This window comes from Methylicorpusculum oleiharenae (assembly GCF_009828925.2).
In the GTDB taxonomy this organism is placed as follows: domain Bacteria; phylum Pseudomonadota; class Gammaproteobacteria; order Methylococcales; family Methylomonadaceae; genus Methylicorpusculum; species Methylicorpusculum oleiharenae.
Window position 1 is genome coordinate 249,901 of sequence record NZ_WUTY02000001.1, and the last position, 16,670, is coordinate 266,570.

At 44.8% G+C, this 16,670-nt stretch carries 16 protein-coding genes; 4 read left to right on the top strand and 12 right to left on the bottom strand.

Translation table 11 applies throughout. The annotated features are described in order from the left end of the window. Positions 1–5: 5 nt before the first annotated feature. From GO003_RS01210 to GO003_RS01225, 4 genes are read right to left on the bottom strand one after another with little or no spacing between them, the layout of a single operon-like run. On the bottom strand, positions 6–554 hold the full coding sequence (locus GO003_RS01210) for a pilus assembly protein PilP (RefSeq protein ID WP_206444573.1): 549 nt from the start codon (positions 552–554) through the stop codon (positions 6–8). After that, positions 551–1,186, bottom strand: a complete 636-nt coding sequence (locus GO003_RS01215) for a type IV pilus inner membrane component PilO (protein WP_159652293.1) — start codon at positions 1,184–1,186, stop codon at positions 551–553. The genes GO003_RS01210 and GO003_RS01215 overlap by 4 nt, the downstream gene beginning before the upstream one ends. After that, positions 1,186–1,755, bottom strand: a complete 570-nt coding sequence (locus GO003_RS01220) for a PilN domain-containing protein (RefSeq protein WP_159652291.1) — start codon at positions 1,753–1,755, stop codon at positions 1,186–1,188. Before GO003_RS01220 ends, GO003_RS01215 begins: the two co-directional genes overlap by 1 nt. Beyond that, on the bottom strand, positions 1,755–2,816 hold the full coding sequence (locus GO003_RS01225; protein ID WP_159652289.1) for a pilus assembly protein PilM: 1,062 nt from the start codon (positions 2,814–2,816) through the stop codon (positions 1,755–1,757). The genes GO003_RS01220 and GO003_RS01225 overlap by 1 nt, the downstream gene beginning before the upstream one ends. 253 nt (positions 2,817–3,069) lie before the next feature. Here GO003_RS01225 and GO003_RS01230 point away from each other — a divergent pair, with 253 nt between their 5' ends. After that, positions 3,070–5,448, top strand: a complete 2,379-nt coding sequence (locus GO003_RS01230) for a penicillin-binding protein 1A (RefSeq protein WP_231088766.1) — start codon at positions 3,070–3,072, stop codon at positions 5,446–5,448. Between the two features lie 178 nt (positions 5,449–5,626). On the opposite strand, the gene rpmE is transcribed toward GO003_RS01230, so the two are convergent. After that, positions 5,627–5,827 (bottom strand): 50S ribosomal protein L31, encoded by a 201-nt coding sequence (gene rpmE / locus GO003_RS01235; RefSeq protein ID WP_159652287.1) that lies wholly within the window; start codon positions 5,825–5,827, stop codon positions 5,627–5,629. A gap of 433 nt (positions 5,828–6,260) precedes the next feature. Here rpmE and GO003_RS01240 point away from each other — a divergent pair, with 433 nt between their 5' ends. Then, positions 6,261–6,482, top strand: coding sequence for an exonuclease/endonuclease/phosphatase family protein (locus GO003_RS01240; protein ID WP_231088767.1), 222 nt, complete (start codon positions 6,261–6,263; stop codon positions 6,480–6,482). 338 nt (positions 6,483–6,820) lie between these two features. Here the strand turns inward: GO003_RS01240 and GO003_RS01245 are convergent, their stop codons facing one another. Together GO003_RS01245 and nhaD are read right to left on the bottom strand one after the other, a co-directional pair. Next, positions 6,821–8,149 carry an AmpG family muropeptide MFS transporter gene (locus GO003_RS01245; RefSeq protein ID WP_159652284.1) on the bottom strand — a complete coding sequence of 443 codons (1,329 nt, stop codon included), beginning with the start codon at positions 8,147–8,149 and terminating at the stop codon, positions 6,821–6,823. A gap of 49 nt (positions 8,150–8,198) precedes the next feature. Next, positions 8,199–9,557: a sodium:proton antiporter NhaD gene (gene nhaD, locus GO003_RS01250; protein WP_159652282.1), complete on the bottom strand. Its 1,359-nt coding sequence runs from the start codon at positions 9,555–9,557 to the stop codon at positions 8,199–8,201. 160 nt (positions 9,558–9,717) lie between these two features. Here nhaD and GO003_RS01255 point away from each other — a divergent pair, with 160 nt between their 5' ends. After that, entirely contained in the window at positions 9,718–11,370 is a 1,653-nt protein-coding gene (locus GO003_RS01255) for a nitrite/sulfite reductase (RefSeq protein ID WP_159652280.1), read from the top strand. After that, complete coding sequence (locus tag GO003_RS01260; protein ID WP_159652278.1) at positions 11,357–11,815, top strand: DUF934 domain-containing protein; 459 nt, start codon at positions 11,357–11,359, stop codon at positions 11,813–11,815. The genes GO003_RS01255 and GO003_RS01260 overlap by 14 nt, the downstream gene beginning before the upstream one ends. A 302-nt stretch (positions 11,816–12,117) precedes the next feature. Here the strand turns inward: GO003_RS01260 and GO003_RS01265 are convergent, their stop codons facing one another. The 5 genes from GO003_RS01265 to GO003_RS01285 form a co-directional block, all read right to left on the bottom strand. After that, the gene (locus tag GO003_RS01265; RefSeq protein WP_159652276.1) at positions 12,118–12,423 is read right to left on the bottom strand and encodes a DUF190 domain-containing protein; all 306 of its coding nucleotides are present in this window, start codon (positions 12,421–12,423) and stop codon (positions 12,118–12,120) included. Continuing rightward, complete coding sequence (gene crcB / locus GO003_RS26345) at positions 12,399–13,106, bottom strand: fluoride efflux transporter CrcB (protein ID WP_159652274.1); 708 nt, start codon at positions 13,104–13,106, stop codon at positions 12,399–12,401. Before crcB ends, GO003_RS01265 begins: the two co-directional genes overlap by 25 nt. An 81-nt stretch (positions 13,107–13,187) precedes the next feature. Next, positions 13,188–13,916 (bottom strand): TSUP family transporter, encoded by a 729-nt coding sequence (locus GO003_RS01275; RefSeq protein ID WP_159652272.1) that lies wholly within the window; start codon positions 13,914–13,916, stop codon positions 13,188–13,190. Between the two features lie 222 nt (positions 13,917–14,138). Then, a complete protein-coding gene (locus tag GO003_RS01280; protein WP_159652270.1) occupies positions 14,139–15,461 on the bottom strand; it encodes a S41 family peptidase in 1,323 nt (440 codons plus the stop codon). A 45-nt stretch (positions 15,462–15,506) separates the two neighbouring features. After that, the gene (locus GO003_RS01285; RefSeq protein WP_159652268.1) at positions 15,507–16,670 is read right to left on the bottom strand and encodes a murein hydrolase activator EnvC family protein; all 1,164 of its coding nucleotides are present in this window, start codon (positions 16,668–16,670) and stop codon (positions 15,507–15,509) included.

Genomic DNA, 16,670 nt, shown 5'->3' on the forward strand with positions numbered 1-16,670 from the left:
CAACATCATTCCGCTAAAGCCAGTGAAGTTTGCTGCTCTCGCCATGTGCCGGGCTTGTCAGCCACTATCTCCATCAATTCGATTTTATCTTCGACGATTCGGATAATTTTTCCGTGATTTTTTCCCAAGTAATTACCTACTTGCACACGATGGACCGTCTTATCCACAGCCTTGATCAGCGCCCAAATACCGTCCTTTTTGACGGTACCCACCATGCGCAAAGAGTCCAGCGGGTAAGCTTCCAGCTCTTCTTTTCGCCTTGTATTATCAGGCTTGACGCCTGAGCCCACTGCTGCTCCGGCAGTTTCGGCCAGATCAATTTTTTCGTTGGGTCTAAAAGGATCCCTTAGTCCGTTGGGTTTAAACAAAAAAGGCTCAACCAATTTTATTTCGGGCAAGGGCTCAATTTGAGTTTTGGGACGCGCCTTAATCTCGGCCACAAAGCTTCTAAGGTCGGATGGATCTTTATCAGCACATCCTGTAAACACGCTTGATCCTAGCATGATTAACAAGAGGGGCAGATAATTTGGATTTTTTCTCAGCAACAGCTTCATTTTTTGATCCTTTTAGCAGCACCTGCCTTCTTTCCGGCAGCAGGAGCACCTGAATCATTATCGCTTCCCTCGTTATAGGTTTTAACCGTTGTGTTCATGACCATGGCATCGTTCTTGGCCAAAGGCGTAATCTTGACGTTGTGCACTGTAACAATACGGGGCAATGAAGATATGCCGCTGACAAACAAACCCAGTTCTTCATATTTTCCGATAACCTGAATATCTATGGGCAATTCATAATAAAAATCCCTTTTAATAGGCTGACTTGGTTTGAATAAACGAAATTCCAAACCACTGGCTAATCCGGTTTGGGAAATATCGACCAACAAACTGGCCACTTCAGCTTTGGTGGGCATTTGTCTGATCATTTCTTCGAGAAGGGACTCAATCTGTTGAAGCTGATCTTTGTAATCCTGCAAGTTAACGGCTTTTTTTTGTTTGATTTCAAAGTTACTCTTCAAATCAATTTCGATTTTTTCCAAAGCCGCCAATTGATCCATTTGATCCACGGTATCGTAGTAATAGCCAGCTGCAGCCGCCGCTATACAGACGATCAGGATTGCGATGATTTTAATAGGTAGCGGCCAAACTCCGGCCTCGTTGATATCCCAATTAATTTCCGATAAATTCATCACTTATTACCATTGGGTTGGACGGGCTTAGCACCTAGCTTGGCAACCAAAACAAAATCACTCAGTTGCTCAACCTTGGTTTTATCTTTTGCCTGGATAATTTGCAGGGTGGGACTATGCATCCAGCTTGACGCATCAATTGAACGCATAAATGCCGAGACCCTGGCATTAGATTCGGCTTTGCCGTTAAAAGTAAGCCTGTCATCGGTCTGGCTAAAACTGGTCAAATACACACCGTCCGGAGCCGTTTTAGCCAATTCATCAAATAACCTGACAATTAAAGGGCGGCTGCCCTGTAATTTTTGTATGACATCAATCTTGGTCAATAACTGCTTCTTTTTCTCTTCAATGACTCGGATCTCTTGAATCTTCTTATCAACAATCGCTATTTCGCTTTTTAAATACTGGTTTCTGCTTTCCTGGTAGGCTTTGGCATCTTCGTAATACATATGAATTGCCAGTTGGATCAGAACTGTTATAAAAAGCGCAATCAATCCTGCGTAAAAAAAATCTTTCTGTTTTTGTTTTTTTTGCTCTGCACGCCAAGGAAGTAAATTAATACGAGCCATCAGTCAAAACTCCTCATTGCCAGACCGCAGGCTATCATCATGGCCGGAGCATCGTTACTCAAACTTTGGGGCCTTACCTTATTGGATAGCGCCATGTTGATAAAGGGATTTGCCACATAAGCCGGGGCACCCAGACTTTGCTCGACGAGTTTTGCGATACCGGGAATAGACCCGCAACCACCCGCCAAGACGACATTATCAATGGTGCGATTTGCACTTGAAGACACGAAAAACTGCAGTGACCGTGCAATTTGTTGAACCATGGCTTTTTTAAAAGGATCCAGAACATCCATTGCGTAATTGTCCGGCAATCCGCCATGCCGTTTAGCCAAACCCGCCTCTTCATAAGACAAGCCGTAACGCCGCTGAATTTCGTCTGTCAATTGCCTGCCTCCGAACGCCTGCTCCCGCGTGTAGATGGTTTTTCCTTGATGAATCACGTTCAACGTAGCCATTGTGGCTCCAATGTCAGCAATGGCAACTGTGTTTGCCCCGCCTTTATCGTTGAACTGCCCGGAAAGCAAAGTAAATGCATTTTCCATGGCAAAGGCTTCTACATCGACAATCCTGGCTTTTATCCCTGCCTTGCTTAAAGCTTCCACCCGGTCTTCGACATTATCTCTTCGAGACGCGGCGAGTAAAACATCGACCATATCCGGATTTTTTGCATTCTTGCCTTGGACTTCGAAGTCGATATTAACCTCATCCAACGCATAAGGCACATACTGATCCGCCTCGACCATGATTTGTTCAATCATGTCGTCCTCGCTTAGTGCTGCAGACATGCTTATGGTTTTAGTCATCACAGCAGAGCCTGCAACCGCTACGCAGGCATGTTTCAATTTTGTCCCTGATATTTTAACCGCCTGGCGAATGGCGTCAGAGATAACATCGACATTCGCAATATTTTTATCCACAACGGCATCCTGAGGCAAGGGAGCAACCGCGTAACTCTCTACTTTATAACGCACCCCGGTCAAACTTAATTCCAATAATTTGACTGCTGCCGTGCTGATGTCCAAGCCTAAAACAGGCACTTGTTTTCTGCTAAACCAGCTCATAACCGAACCCATGCAAAACTAAATTGTAAGTGAGATTGTTAAAAGACACCGTATTGCCTTCTTTATTGAGTAGATCGCAGAAATAAATAATGCCCAAAGTATAGTAGCCTTTTAAAATTCATCATAAAAAAACTAATAAATTTCAGTTAAATGTTGCTCTTAAGTAGAATCAAGTTTATTTTGAGCAACATGTTTTTGTTCCGGTTAGTTTTTAAGGAATAAAAATCCAAACCGCGAACAACCTGGACTTTTTGTGGCAAAAAAATTGCTGTTTAAACTACTGAAATGGCTGGCTTTTTCCTTGGCACTGCTTGCTGTAACGGGCATGATTGGCAGTTATTTGTTTTATAAAAAAATTCTGGAGGAACTTCCTGATGTCAACCAGTTAAAAGAAGTTCATTACCAGATACCTTTACAGATATTCAGCAAGGACGGTGCCCTAATTGCAGAATTCGGGGAAAAGAAACGGACCCCCGTTACAATCGACAAGGTTCCCAAAAACCTCATCCATGCTTTCATATCGGCTGAAGACGACAGTTTCGAAACACACCCCGGCGTCGATTATAAAGGCATTATCCGCGCAGCCATACAACTCGCACTTACCGGCAAGAAATCTCAAGGCGGAAGCACCATTACAATGCAAGTTACCCGCAATTTCCTGCTCACCAGCGAAAAAACCTTTACCCGTAAAATCAAGGAAATCATCCTGGCATTACAAATTGAGCAAACGTTCAGCAAAGACAAGATTCTTGAACTTTACCTCAACAAAATATATCTCGGTCACCGCTCTTATGGCGTAGTTGCTGCTGCTCAGACTTACTTTGGAAAATCACTGGATGATTTAACCATAGCCGAGAGCGCAATAATTGCAGGTCTTCCTAAAGCGCCTTCTTTATTTAATCCCTTTACTAACGAGGCCAGGGCGCTTGAACGGCGAAATTACGTATTACGCCGCATGCATGAACTAAACCATATCAATGCAGAGGAATTTGAAACCGCGTTAAAACAACCGAACACAGCCAAACCTCAAAAAAGCAACATCACGTTACCCGCCCCTTTTGTCGCTGAAATGGTGCGCAAAAAAATTGTCGAACAATACGGTGAAGAAGCCTACAACTCGGGCATGCGGGTTTACACCACCATAACCCAGCCGCTACAAACAACTGCCAATCGCGCTTTAAGAAATACCCTGCATGCCTATGATGAAAGGCATGGGTACCGATACGCTGCCCACACGGCGCTCAATAAAAAGAAACACCTCTTTACTGAACTTCCAGCCATCGGTGACTGTTTACCCGCGATAGTGACTCAATTAGGCGTTGACGCCGCTATTGCTCAATTACAAAACGGTACAGCGATCGTCATTTCCTGGGAAAACATGAAATGGGCCAAAAGATATATTTCCCGGGACGCACGAGGTGCGGAGCCTGAATATGTCAGTCAGGTTTTGAAAAATGGCGATGTTATTTATGTTCGGCAACTTGAGGACCAATCCTGGCGCCTGGCCCAAGTCCCTGAAGCCGAAGGCGCTTTTGTTGCCTTAAATCCCTATAACGGCGCAGTGCTGGCACTTGCTGGCGGTTATGATTTTTATAACAATAAATTTAACCGTGCCGTACAGTCTATCCGTCAACCCGGTTCAGGATTTAAACCGGTTATTTATACCGCAGCCCTGGAAAATGGTTATACCGCTGCCACCCTGGTCAATGATGCGCCTATCGTTATCGCGGACCCCAGCCAGGCAAATGGCTGGCGGCCTGAAAACTATAATAGAAAATTTCGCGGCCCTACTCCTTTAAGAACCGCTCTGAAGAAATCCATCAACATGATTTCCGTGCGTATTCTTCAGCAGATAGGCGTCAATAAGGCCATTGAAACAGCATTAAGATTCGGCTTTACTGAAAACCAGCTACCAAAAACAATGAGTCTGGCTTTAGGAGCCGGCAAAGCGACCCCCATGCAGATGGCCAGACTTTATGCTGTTTTCGCTAATGGTGGATTTCTAATTGAGCCCTTTTTTATTGAACGCATCGAATCAAGTGAAGGCGAACTTTTGTTCCAGACCAGACCGTTGCATTCCTGTAGTACTTGCGCTGCAGATGCTCCCTTTCTGGAACCCGGGACCGCGCCCAGATCAATTTCACCGCAAATTAATTTCATTATGAATTCAATGTTACGTGATGTGGTTCAAAGCGGGACCGCGACGCGCGCGAAAGTTTTGGGTCGCCAGGATCTGGCAGGAAAAACCGGTACAACAAACGATCAGAGAGATGCCTGGTTTAATGGCTATACCCATACCGTATCGGCTACCGCATGGATTGGCTTTGATAACACAAGCCCACTGGGCTCAAAGGAAACGGGCGGCGCAGCAGCACTGCCTATGTGGATTGATTTTATGCGTTACGCGCTGGAAGGAATTCCGGAAACAACATTGACACCACCCGATGGAATTATCAAACGATTTATAGGTGCAAACTATGCGTCATTAACGCCTGAGACTGCGCCACCAGGAACATGGGAGTATTTTGATACAACGCGCCCGGATACGATTCCAAACGAGATATCTCCTAAAACATCAACACCAACGTCTAACTCAAATGAGGATAAAAGCTCGGTAGAGACCTTATTTTAAGAAAACTTGTACTATTGATTTTTGCAATTACCGGTTCCGGGCTATCTGATCTGATGACAACATCGAAGCTTGATGCTTCTTTAAGGCTATTATCACCCACTACCCGAAACCAGTTAATTTCATGCATGGCCTATCCTTAGGCATCGAACAGCATATACTCCCTGCAACAGAGAAGTACTTATTTACCGTATTTTTTGCGGAATTTATCTACACGTCCAGCGGTATCTAAAACTCTTTGTTTACCGGTATAAAAGGGATGGCAGGCGGAACATACTTCTATATGAAGATCGCGACCGATAACTGAAGCGGTTTCAAATGTATTACCGCAACCACATGTTACAGTGATTTGTTTGTATTCTGGATGAATGTCTGGTTTCATTGTTTTGCTTCCACAGGACCTTAAACGGGTTACATACTTATTTGAGAACTGCGTATAATACTGATTCACTTGTTAAATCGCAACTAGCAATATTTAATGTCAGCAATTCCCTGTTTGATGATTAAGAGGGAGAGGCGTAAGCTTTGCGGTGAGGTCTGCACAATCAAGTCCCCATGAATGGGTCTACCGCGTTCTTCGCAAGGCTTACGTTAACCTTCAAAGCCACTTTAAAAGTTCAAACTGGGAATTGCTGATTTAACGAGTCATCACCTTTGCCGAACGAAAAGGTTTTTTAACTGGTTATTGCAGCAAAACACCGACGTTGCCTGCCTACAGGAAACCAAAGCCCAAATTCATTAACTGACCCAACCCGCGTTTTGCCCCGAAGGTTATCACTGTCATTATCACGACGCAGAAAAAAGGCTATAGCGGCGTGGCCATTTACTCAAAAGCCGAGCCCCAAAAAACCATCAGCGGCATTGGCTGGCCGGATGTTGACAAAGAAGGACGATTCATTGGAATCCAATTTAAACATCTCAGCGTCATATCACTCTATTTACCTTCAGGCACTTCCGGCGAGCATCGCCAATCTTTCAAATATCAGTTTCTTGACCGCTTTTTGATCTACCTTAATGCGTTAGACCAAAGTACGTGAGACTCCATAGTATGCGGCGACAGGAACATTGCCCATCATAAAATCGATTTAAAAAACTGGTGCAGCAAACAGAAAAGCTCTGGTTTCCTGCCGGAAGAAAGGGCGTGGCTGGACACGCTATTCGCTGATCAGCCATGGCTGGTGCGTTTAGATTGCTCAACAAAAACCCCGAAGAATATACGTGGTGGTCTAACAGAGGGCAGGCCTGGGCCAAAATGTGGGCTGGAGAATTGACTATCAAATCATCAGCGGCAACTTGGCTGACAAGATAGTAAGCACTACGATTTATAAGGAGAAAATGTTCTCTGACCATGCGCCACTGATCATGGACTATAACATTAGCCTTGATCACTGACAGGACGCATCTTCATCAAAACAAGCGCCAATACGATAGCTGGCACGCCAACGGCAGCCGCATAACCGAAAAACACAAAATAACCGAACCGCTCGACGACTATTCCGGAAAAACCGCCCAGTAACTGGGCCGGCAAAGTCATGAGCGAACTGAACAATGCATACTGAGTCGCCGTATAAAGCTTACTGGTCAAGCCTGAAAGATAAGCGATAAAAATAGAAGTCGCCATGCCTCCGCTTAAATTATCGGCGCTTACCACGCCGGCGAGTAAAGCCAGACTGGGTTCTGTCGTAGCAAGAACAGCAAACAACAAATTAGTCACTGCGACCATGACCGCGCCTAATAATAAAGCGCGCATGATTCCTAACTTGACTACCAGCACGCCCCCCAGAGAGGCACCGGCAATCGTCATGAAAAAACCGAAAATCTTGCTGACGTCAGCAATCTCTTTTTTGGTAAAGCCCAAATCCAAATAAAAAGGATTCGCCATCACCCCCATCGTGATGTCGCTCATTTTATACAACGCGATGAGCATCAAAATAAAAATAGCGCGCTTACCGTTCCTGACAAAAAACTCAACGAATGGACTGAGTACGATATCCCTGAGCCAACGTAAAAAAAACGACACGCCTTTTTCCTGACTTCCCTGCAGCCTAGGCAACCCCAGTGACAAATGACGCTCAGCCGCCAGATGATCAGGCTCATTGATCGACAGTGTTGCAATGATACCAACCAGCATGGTGCACGCCATTACGCCATAAGCGACACTCCAATTGAAATAATTGGCCAGATAAAAAGCACCGGCACCCGCAACCAGCAAGGCAATTCGGTAACCCAGCACATACGTGGCCGCCATAGCGCCCTGATATTCAGCAACCGCAGCTTCAATACGATAAGCATCAATAACAATATCTTGTGTTGCAGAACAAAAGGCGACCCATACAGCGAGCAAGGCTATCAATTCCAATTGTGTCTTGACATCAAGACTGCCCATGACAAATAAGCCAAAAGCAATACCCAACTGGGCAAGCAGCATCCATGAGCGTCTTTTTCCTAGCCATCGGGACAACAAAGGGAGCGCCAGCCTATCAACAACCGGAGCCCAAAAGACTTTTATGGAATAGGTCACCCCTATCCAGCTGAAAAAACCAATCACCGAGAGTTCAACACCCTCATCTCTCAACCAGGCTGACAGCGTAGAAAACACCAAAAGAAAGGGAAGACCGGCAGAAAATCCGAGGAAAATCATGCCCAGCACTTGGGGCTGGGCATAAATGAGGAAGGCATCTCGCCAGGTTTTCGACGCCGTCATCTATCGACCGCGCCTAAACCACAACAACTGGCGTTATTCAGACAACAAATCATCCATTGACCAGGTAATGAGTAAAAATACTTGCCGCATACCCTGCCGCAATGACCGGGGTCCACTTCAAATGGCTGAAGAAAGTGTATTTATGTTGCGACTGGCCCATTAAAGCAACACCTGCAGCAGAGCCAATCGATAACATTGATCCACCCACACCTGCCGTCAAAGTGACTAACATCCATTGATAAAGATCCATATCCAGACCCATGTTCAATACGGCAAACATAACTGGAATGTTATCGACGATGGCAGAAATGACACCTACCAGAATATTAGCTGTAGTAAAACCTAATCCGTCATACATGGCGGCTGATAACAGCTCCAGATAGCCAATATAACCTAAACCGCCAACCGCAAAAACAACACCAAAGAAGAACAGCAAAGTATCCCATTCTGCATCACGAACTTGGTTAAAAATATCGAACTGGTTATTTTCATCGGCTCTGTAGAGTGTTGTTATACGGAATCCATAGAGCATCAACACAGACATACCGACCATCATGCCCATAAAAGGAGGTAGATGCAGAAACTGCTTGAATGAGACTGCCGAAGCGATGGTCAGGAAAAACAACACACAAACTTGAATTGCACCTGGTTTTAATACAACAGCAGCTTCATTTGAAGCTTCCGGTTGCTCATCCGGAACAGCAAAATACATAAACGCAGCAGGCACAGCATAATTAACTAATGACGGAATGAATAATTTGAAAAAATCGAAGAACTCCGCATAACCGGCCTGCCATACCATCAGTGTTGTTATATCGCCAAACGGACAAAATGCTCCGCCCGCATTGGCCGCAACAACCAAATTGACAAAACCTACACTGACGAATTTAGCGTTGTTAGCACCTACAGCCAATACGACGGCTCCGACAAGAAGCGCAGAGGTCAGGTTGTCCGCTACTGAGGAGAGAAAGAAAGTAATGATGCCGGTGATCCAGAACAACTTGCGATAACCGAATTGTTTGCGAACCATCCAGGACCGGAGCGCTTCAAAGACGTTCCGTTCTGCCATGGCATTGATATAAGTCATTGCGACCAAAAGAAACAGCATCAACTCTGCATATTCTTTTAAGTTGTATTCAAAAGCTTCATGCAGCGCTTCAGTGGTAACACCTGCCGAAGTGGCTAAAACCGCGGCGTGAGCCCAGATAATACCCGCTGCTAGAATAACCGGCTTTGATTTTTTCATGCCGGTAAACTCTTCAGCCATCACAAAACCGTAGGCAATGACAAATATGATGACAGTGTAGATACCCCGTTCAGTCCCTGTTAATTTTAAACTTTCGAAACCAGAAGCAAGTGCCAACTCCGGCAAAACCAGAATCAATAACACCAATAAAAAACGTACCAAAATAACCCCCTAATTTTTTTAATTAATTTACTCAAAACGATTCTTTTATTTAAGTCGGAATATTATAACCATATAATAAACTTTGTCATTTTAAGACTCGCAGTATATTATTTTCAATTGACCTCACCTTTGCCAAATAGGCTTATTAGCTCAACCTCCTATGTATCAGTACAATCAAGACGATCAAACTCTCATCAATGAGCGCGTGGCTCAATTTAGAAACCAAACCGAACGTTTTTTAAAGGGCGAACTCGATGCAGACCAGTTTCGTGCGTTAAGGCTCATGAACGGTTTGTACATCCAGATTCACGCCCCCATGCTGCGTGTTGCTATTCCCTATGGATTACTGTCATCCACACAATTGCGCAAACTAGCCCATATTGCCCGAAAATACGATAAAGGCTATTGTCATTTTACAACACGACAAAACGTACAATACAACTGGCCAAAACTTGAAGAAGTGCCTGATATTTTGGCAGAACTCGCAGAAGTACAGATGCACGCCATCCAAACCAGCGGCAACTGCATGAGAAATACGACTTCAGACCACTTGGCTGGCATTTGCAAGGACGAAATCGAGGACCCCCGGCCCTATTGCGAAATCATCCGCCAATGGACGACCTTACACCCTGAATTTGCCTACCTTCCCCGCAAATTTAAAATTGCGGTCAGCGGTGCTTTACATGACCGGGCGGCCACTCAGTTTCACGATATCGGCTTGCATCTGGTTAAAAATGAACAGGGTGAAACCGGCTTTAAGGTTTTTGTAGGCGGCGGCTTGGGCCGTACTCCGGTCATCGGCCAAGTGATAAGACCTTATTTGGAAAAAAGACATCTTTTATCCTATCTGGAAGCGATTCTCCGTATCTATAATTTATTTGGCCGGCGCGATAACAAATACAAAGCGCGTATCAAGATTCTGGTCAAAGAAGAAGGGTTGGAAAAATTCAAGGCACTGGTTGATGAAGAATGGCTTCAAATCAAGGACGGAATGGAAATGAGCGATGAGCGTATCCAAGCGATTCAATCTCATTTTGTTCTACCTGCTTATGACAACAACGCAGCTGCCGATTCGACTTTTCACAGCCACCTGGAATCGGATGATGCCTTTGCAACGTGGGTTAAACACAATACTGTTGAACACAAAGCCACAGGCTACAGAGCTGCTTTCGTCTCTTTAAAAGCGCCCGATGAACCACCAGGCGACATCACCGACAATCAACTGGAACTGGTTGCTGATCTTGCCGATCGCTTCAGCTTTGGAGAAGTTCGAAGTACACATCGGCAAAACCTGGTTTTTGCCGATGTGAAACAGGCAGACTTGTTCGACTTGTGGCAGCAATTGAACAAAACCAAAATGGCTACGCCGAACATTGGAACAGCGACTGATATCATATGTTGCCCAGGCCTGGACTTTTGTTCGTTGGCAAACGCGGGCTCAATCGGCATTACCCGTGAAATCAATGAAACCCTTGATAACCTGGATTATCTGCACGACCTGGGCGATATCAAAATCAATATTTCCGGCTGCATGAACGGCTGCGCTCATCAGAGCGTGGGGCACATCGGTATACTCGGTGTCGATAAAAAAGGGGAAGAGTGGTACCAGATTACACTGGGCGGTTCCTCTGAAAACGAAGCCGCCATTGGCGATAGACTCGGGCCATCCGTACCTAAAGATCAAATTGCAAAAGCTGTTGCCACCATTTTGGACGTCTACGTCAAAAACCGCATCGAAGACGAGTCTTTCTTAGAGATGGTAAAAAGAGCCGGATTAACTCCATTTAAAGATCAAGTTTATGCAAATCATTAAAGATAGAAATATTATTGAAGACAACTGGCAATTTATTGCAGACGAGCAGCCCTTATTGCCTGGAGATTGCACAGTTACTCTGGACCGCTGGCTAACAGAAAAGGAACAGCTGCTGAGTCATGGCGGAAAAGTCGGCGTTCGCATCGAATCGACCGATAATCTGGAAAAGTTATCCAGTGACCTGGCATTAATTCCATTAGTCGAAATCAATTTCGTCATATTTTCTGACGGCCGCGCATTCAGCAAAGCATGGCTACTCAAGAACCGATATCACTTCACTGGAGAAATTCGTGCCGTAGGGAATTTTTTGGCGGACCAGATTTTTTATCTTAGCCAGTCAGGGTTCAACGCCTTTAATTTTGAGGGTAACCAGAATTTGACGCTGGCGCTTTCGATGTTGAACGATTTTTCAGTGAGCTACCAAAAACCGGCTAATCAGTTTTAATATCTTGCCGGATTGACTGTTGAACAACAGCAATTCCGAGTTTGATGATAAAAAGGGTAGACGTAAGCTTTGCGGGGGTGTCGGCAGCACGGATGCTGCCATCATGCCCCCCACGTATGGGTCTTCGGCGTTCCTCCCAAGGCTTACGCCATCCCTCAAAGCCACATTGAAAGTTCAAACTGGGAATTGCTGGTTGAATAATCCTTTTTTTAACTCTGCGTGTAACAGGCTGTTACTGCAGAGTTATCCCAAGCACCCCCTTGTATCGATTCATCCACAAATCCATTGCAACCTGATCAACATTAAGCATGACTGACAGCCGACCAGCTGACAATATGGGGCAAAGTAACGCGCATTGTTAATTCAGCCATCAACTCATCCATGTGGACCGGCTCCCCATAAAACTCCACAACCAACGGCAAATCCATCGCCAGATCGGTCAATGAGGCTGTACGCAAAACGCCATCCTCACCAAATCCGGCTATCCCTTGAAAAACGGTTGCTCCTTTCGCCTTGCCATTTTCATGAAGCATTTTCAAAATTTTGCTCAGAAGATGCTCGCCTTCGCGTAAATAGATTCGCACTACTGTGACAGTTTGAGTTGCCATAACCAATTCCCCATTAAGATACCCAACCACACCGCCGCTACGCCAAATAGTGCGTTAATAACGAACAAACTCAATAAGCCGTGAAATTCAAAGCGAATTTCGGATAACTTAAAGACTAACCAAAGGGTCGATGCAATAGTCACCACACCTAAGATAAGAATCAAAATGACGGCTCGCACTTCCAGCGTGAAATCAAGGCGGTGATGCAGCCATTCAGCCAGGCAAGAAATAAAAAAAGCGGCTATCAGCGCCAACCCCAGATCAACATAAGGCAAGCCCTGCCCCACCCACGGATAAGGGTCCGTCGCAAACATCTGCCGCCCCAAAATTAATCCGTACCAGACTGCGACCAAACATAACAAGGCGCTAAGAAAGACATTCAAACAGGCCTTAAGCAAACTGCCGGCTTCAAACAAACTTATGGTTTCCAGCGCAAATGTTGAAAACGTTGTATAAGCACCCAGGAAACCAACCAGAATAGCCGCACGGTATTCCAACGCAATGGAAAAGCGCTGAATCATGAGTACCGACAGAAAACCCATCAGAAACGAGCCGGTTACATTAACAAACAAAGTTCCGTGAGGAAAACTCCGGCCCAGCCAGGCATAAATCCCGTTAGCGACCAGAAAGCGCATAACAGCACCTACAGAACCGCCCAAGGCAATTGCTATTAATTGATTCATGAGTAGCCACCCAGCATTACAAGTAAACCTGAAACAAATAGGCTTGACCCATGAACATGAATAGCCAGCCAAACCGATTCATCAGACCATAGACCTCAGCATCAACACAACGCCTGATATCGCTAAAAAACCGGCAAAGATGCGTTGATACTTTTCTCTGTCAATCTGCGTGTACAACACCTCATCACTGAACATAAAAACCAGCACACCGACAATCGCATAAATTCCGGTTTGATTGATAGATAAATCAATCTGCTGCTTGCTAAACAGAGCCAGTGTCAACAACTGAATCAGGGCAAAGGTACAATAAGATGTTGCCACTGTCACACGCGCGACATCTTTTTGATATTTTTTGTGATGTATCATCGCGGTCAATAATGATCCACCGAGATTACTGACACCGTGAACAATACCCATGATTATAAAATAAGGGGTTTCATACTTCATCATGCCATCAATGATGCGTGCGACAGATGGCAGAAATTCCTTAAAAGCAATAAACAACAAAAAACCACCGATCAAAAAACTGATATTAATTCGAGCATGGGTCACCAAAAATAAAAACACGGCGATAAACGGCAACGTCAATATCGCTATATTCCGGTAAAACACAAAATCAATCTGAGTATGGTCTTTGAGGATTTGCAGCAGGTTAATCGCGATTGAAATAGGGAGTAATATAGTCAATACATCGACGAATTCATACCCAAAGAGAAGCAATAACGGCGTTCCAAACAGCAAAACACCTGCGCCAAACACAGACTGGATAATGGACGTCGCCACCACGGTAAGCATGACTTCAACAAACATGAAATCTCCAAAGTAATTTGAGAAACAGACTGTTCCGGCAGCATTATCAAAACAGGCATCTTTCCTGCATTATAACGAGACCGTCTTTTATATCAACCTTGTCCATACACTCGTCAACACTATGGCTCATTACACAGTTGACTTGCGTTAAGCCTGGAATAATGGCAAAAAAAACCCGGCAGCCATAAGGCAAGCCGGGTTTTTTGTAAGCTATTAAACTTTTTATTTCTTCAAGATAGCAATACCTTTCAACAACATCAAAGCCTCATGCAAAGGATAATCGGTTGTCGCAAGATCTTTTTTCTCTGTACCTTCCTGATTCATTGACTCTTCCACCTTGTTTTTACTGCCATTTTTTAAATGCCTTGATAAATCAGCTTCTTTTACAGGCTTAAAGTCAGGCGCTTCTACGGTCTCAAGCTTTATGCGATCCAATTGAATGTCCGGCTCAATGCCTTCGGCCTGAATAGAACGTCCGGATGGCGTATAGTAGCGCGCTGTAGTCAACTTAACGGCACCGCCATTACTCGTAGGCAGAATGGTTTGAACGGAACCTTTTCCAAACGATTTATCACCCATGATGACTGCACGCTTATGGTCTTGGAGAGCACCGGCCACAATTTCTGAAGCGGAAGCAGAACCGGAATTAATTAAGACCACCATCGGAGCACCTTCAAGTAAATCATCAGGAGCAGCGTTGAAACGCATTTCTGAATTTTCAATGCGGCCTTCGGTGTAGACAATCAAACCCTTCTCAAGGAAAATATCGCTGACTTCAACTGCCGCATTCAGCACACCACCGGGATTATTTCTTAAATCCAGAACAAGACCTCTGAGTTTACCGGTATTTTCCTTGCTTAGCTCTTCCAGCGCTTTTCTTAAGCCTTCTCCTGTTCCTGACTGAAAACTACTGATTCTAACGTAGCCGTAGTTCTTTTCCAGCAAGCGATTTTTTACACTTTTAACTTTGATAATGTCCCGAGTAATGCTTATCTTCAATGGTGCCTCTTCACCCTCTCTGACAATGGTCAACAAAATGCTGCTGCCGGCCTCTCCCCGCATTAACTTGACTGCATCACCTAATGCCATACCTTTAACGGGTTGATCATCCAATCTGACAATTAAGTCTCCGGCCTTGACGCCGGCTCTTTGAGCAGGCGTATCATCTATCGGGGATACGACTTTCACAAAGCCGTTTTCCATGGTGACTTCAATGCCCAAACCACCAAATTGGCCGGTCGTTCCTTCCTGCAATTCTTTATACTGATCAACCGTCAAATAATCAGAATGCGGATCCAGTCCGCTTAACATGCCTCGAATGGCATGCTCCAGTAATTGCTTATCTGAAACAGTTTCAACATAATCCCGTTTGATCCTCCCGAAAATTTCCGTAAACGTACGTAAATCCTCAAAAGGCAAAACACTCGTATCCTCAGCCTCATTTACAACGCTTTCGCGCTCAGCAAGAACGTTACCGCCTACGCTGACAAACAAGCCCAGAATAAATCCCAAAACCAATACCAATACACTATTTTTCTTAAGCATGGACATTAAAACTCCAACCACCTGATTTTCCAAAAAATTAATAATTTAGCCCACATCGCCGGGTTCCGGCTGCTTGCACCACAATAACGGATCGACCGGCTTTCCTTGTTCTCGAACACCAAAATAGAGTCCGGGCTGATCTCTTCCACCGCTTTTGCCTACTGCGGCGATCACTTCGCCTGCCTTAACCTGATCACCTACCGATTTATACAAACTTTGATTAAAGGCATAGAGCGTCATATAGCCATCGTTGTGGTCGATAATAATGAGTAATCCATACCCCCTGAGCCAATCCGCAAAAACCACACGCCCATTGGAAACTGCTTTTAACTCGGTGCCTTCACTGGCTTCAATCAGTACACCGTCCCATCGGCTATCCATCCGGCGGCTTCCAAATTTTTGTACTATTTGGCCTTCTACCGGCCAGGGTAGATTTCCTTTTAAATTCTCAAAAGGCTGATCTGAAGACAGGTCAAAAACACTTTTTATCACTTCCTTGAAATTGAATCGCTGAAGTCCGGCAACCACTTTATGCAAGCGTTGCTCGCCTTCCTGCAACTGATTTAATTTAGCTTGTGTCGAAGAATAATCTTTTTCCAATAAAGCCAATAACTCTTTTCTTTTGGCCTGCGTGTCAACCAGCAATTTTTGTTGAGCTTCGTTAACCTTGAGATTTTGCTCTAAAATCTCATTATCTTTGGCCTGTTCGAGTTGCAGAGCGGTTAATCGGGACTGCGCTTCCAAAATGTAATCCAGCTTTGCCAGCCTATCTTTGTTCAGGTAGTCATAATAAACAAGAATACGGCTGGATAGCGCCGGATCCTGCTGATTAAGCATGAGCTTGAGCTTGTCCTTTTTACCCATCGCATAAGCCGCTTTAATAAGAACTTCCAGAGCTGTTTTTTGCTCTCTGATGTCCGAACTCAGCGAATTAGTCTCATCTTTGACTTTACGCAATTTTTGCTGCTTTTCGGCAATTTGTTTCTCCATCGCTTTAAGAGAGACAACCGTTATCCCATATTGCTTTTCAATTTCAGCCAGCTCAGCCATCAACTTGCCCTGCTGTTCTTGATTTTCCGAGAGCGTCTGATTGGCTTGACTGATCTCGCTTTGAATACGGCTTAATTCTTCGGCCGTTTTATCCTGCTCTGCCTGAACTATTGCCACGCAGAGCAGATAAAGAAGCCCTGAGAGTAATTTACGCCTCAT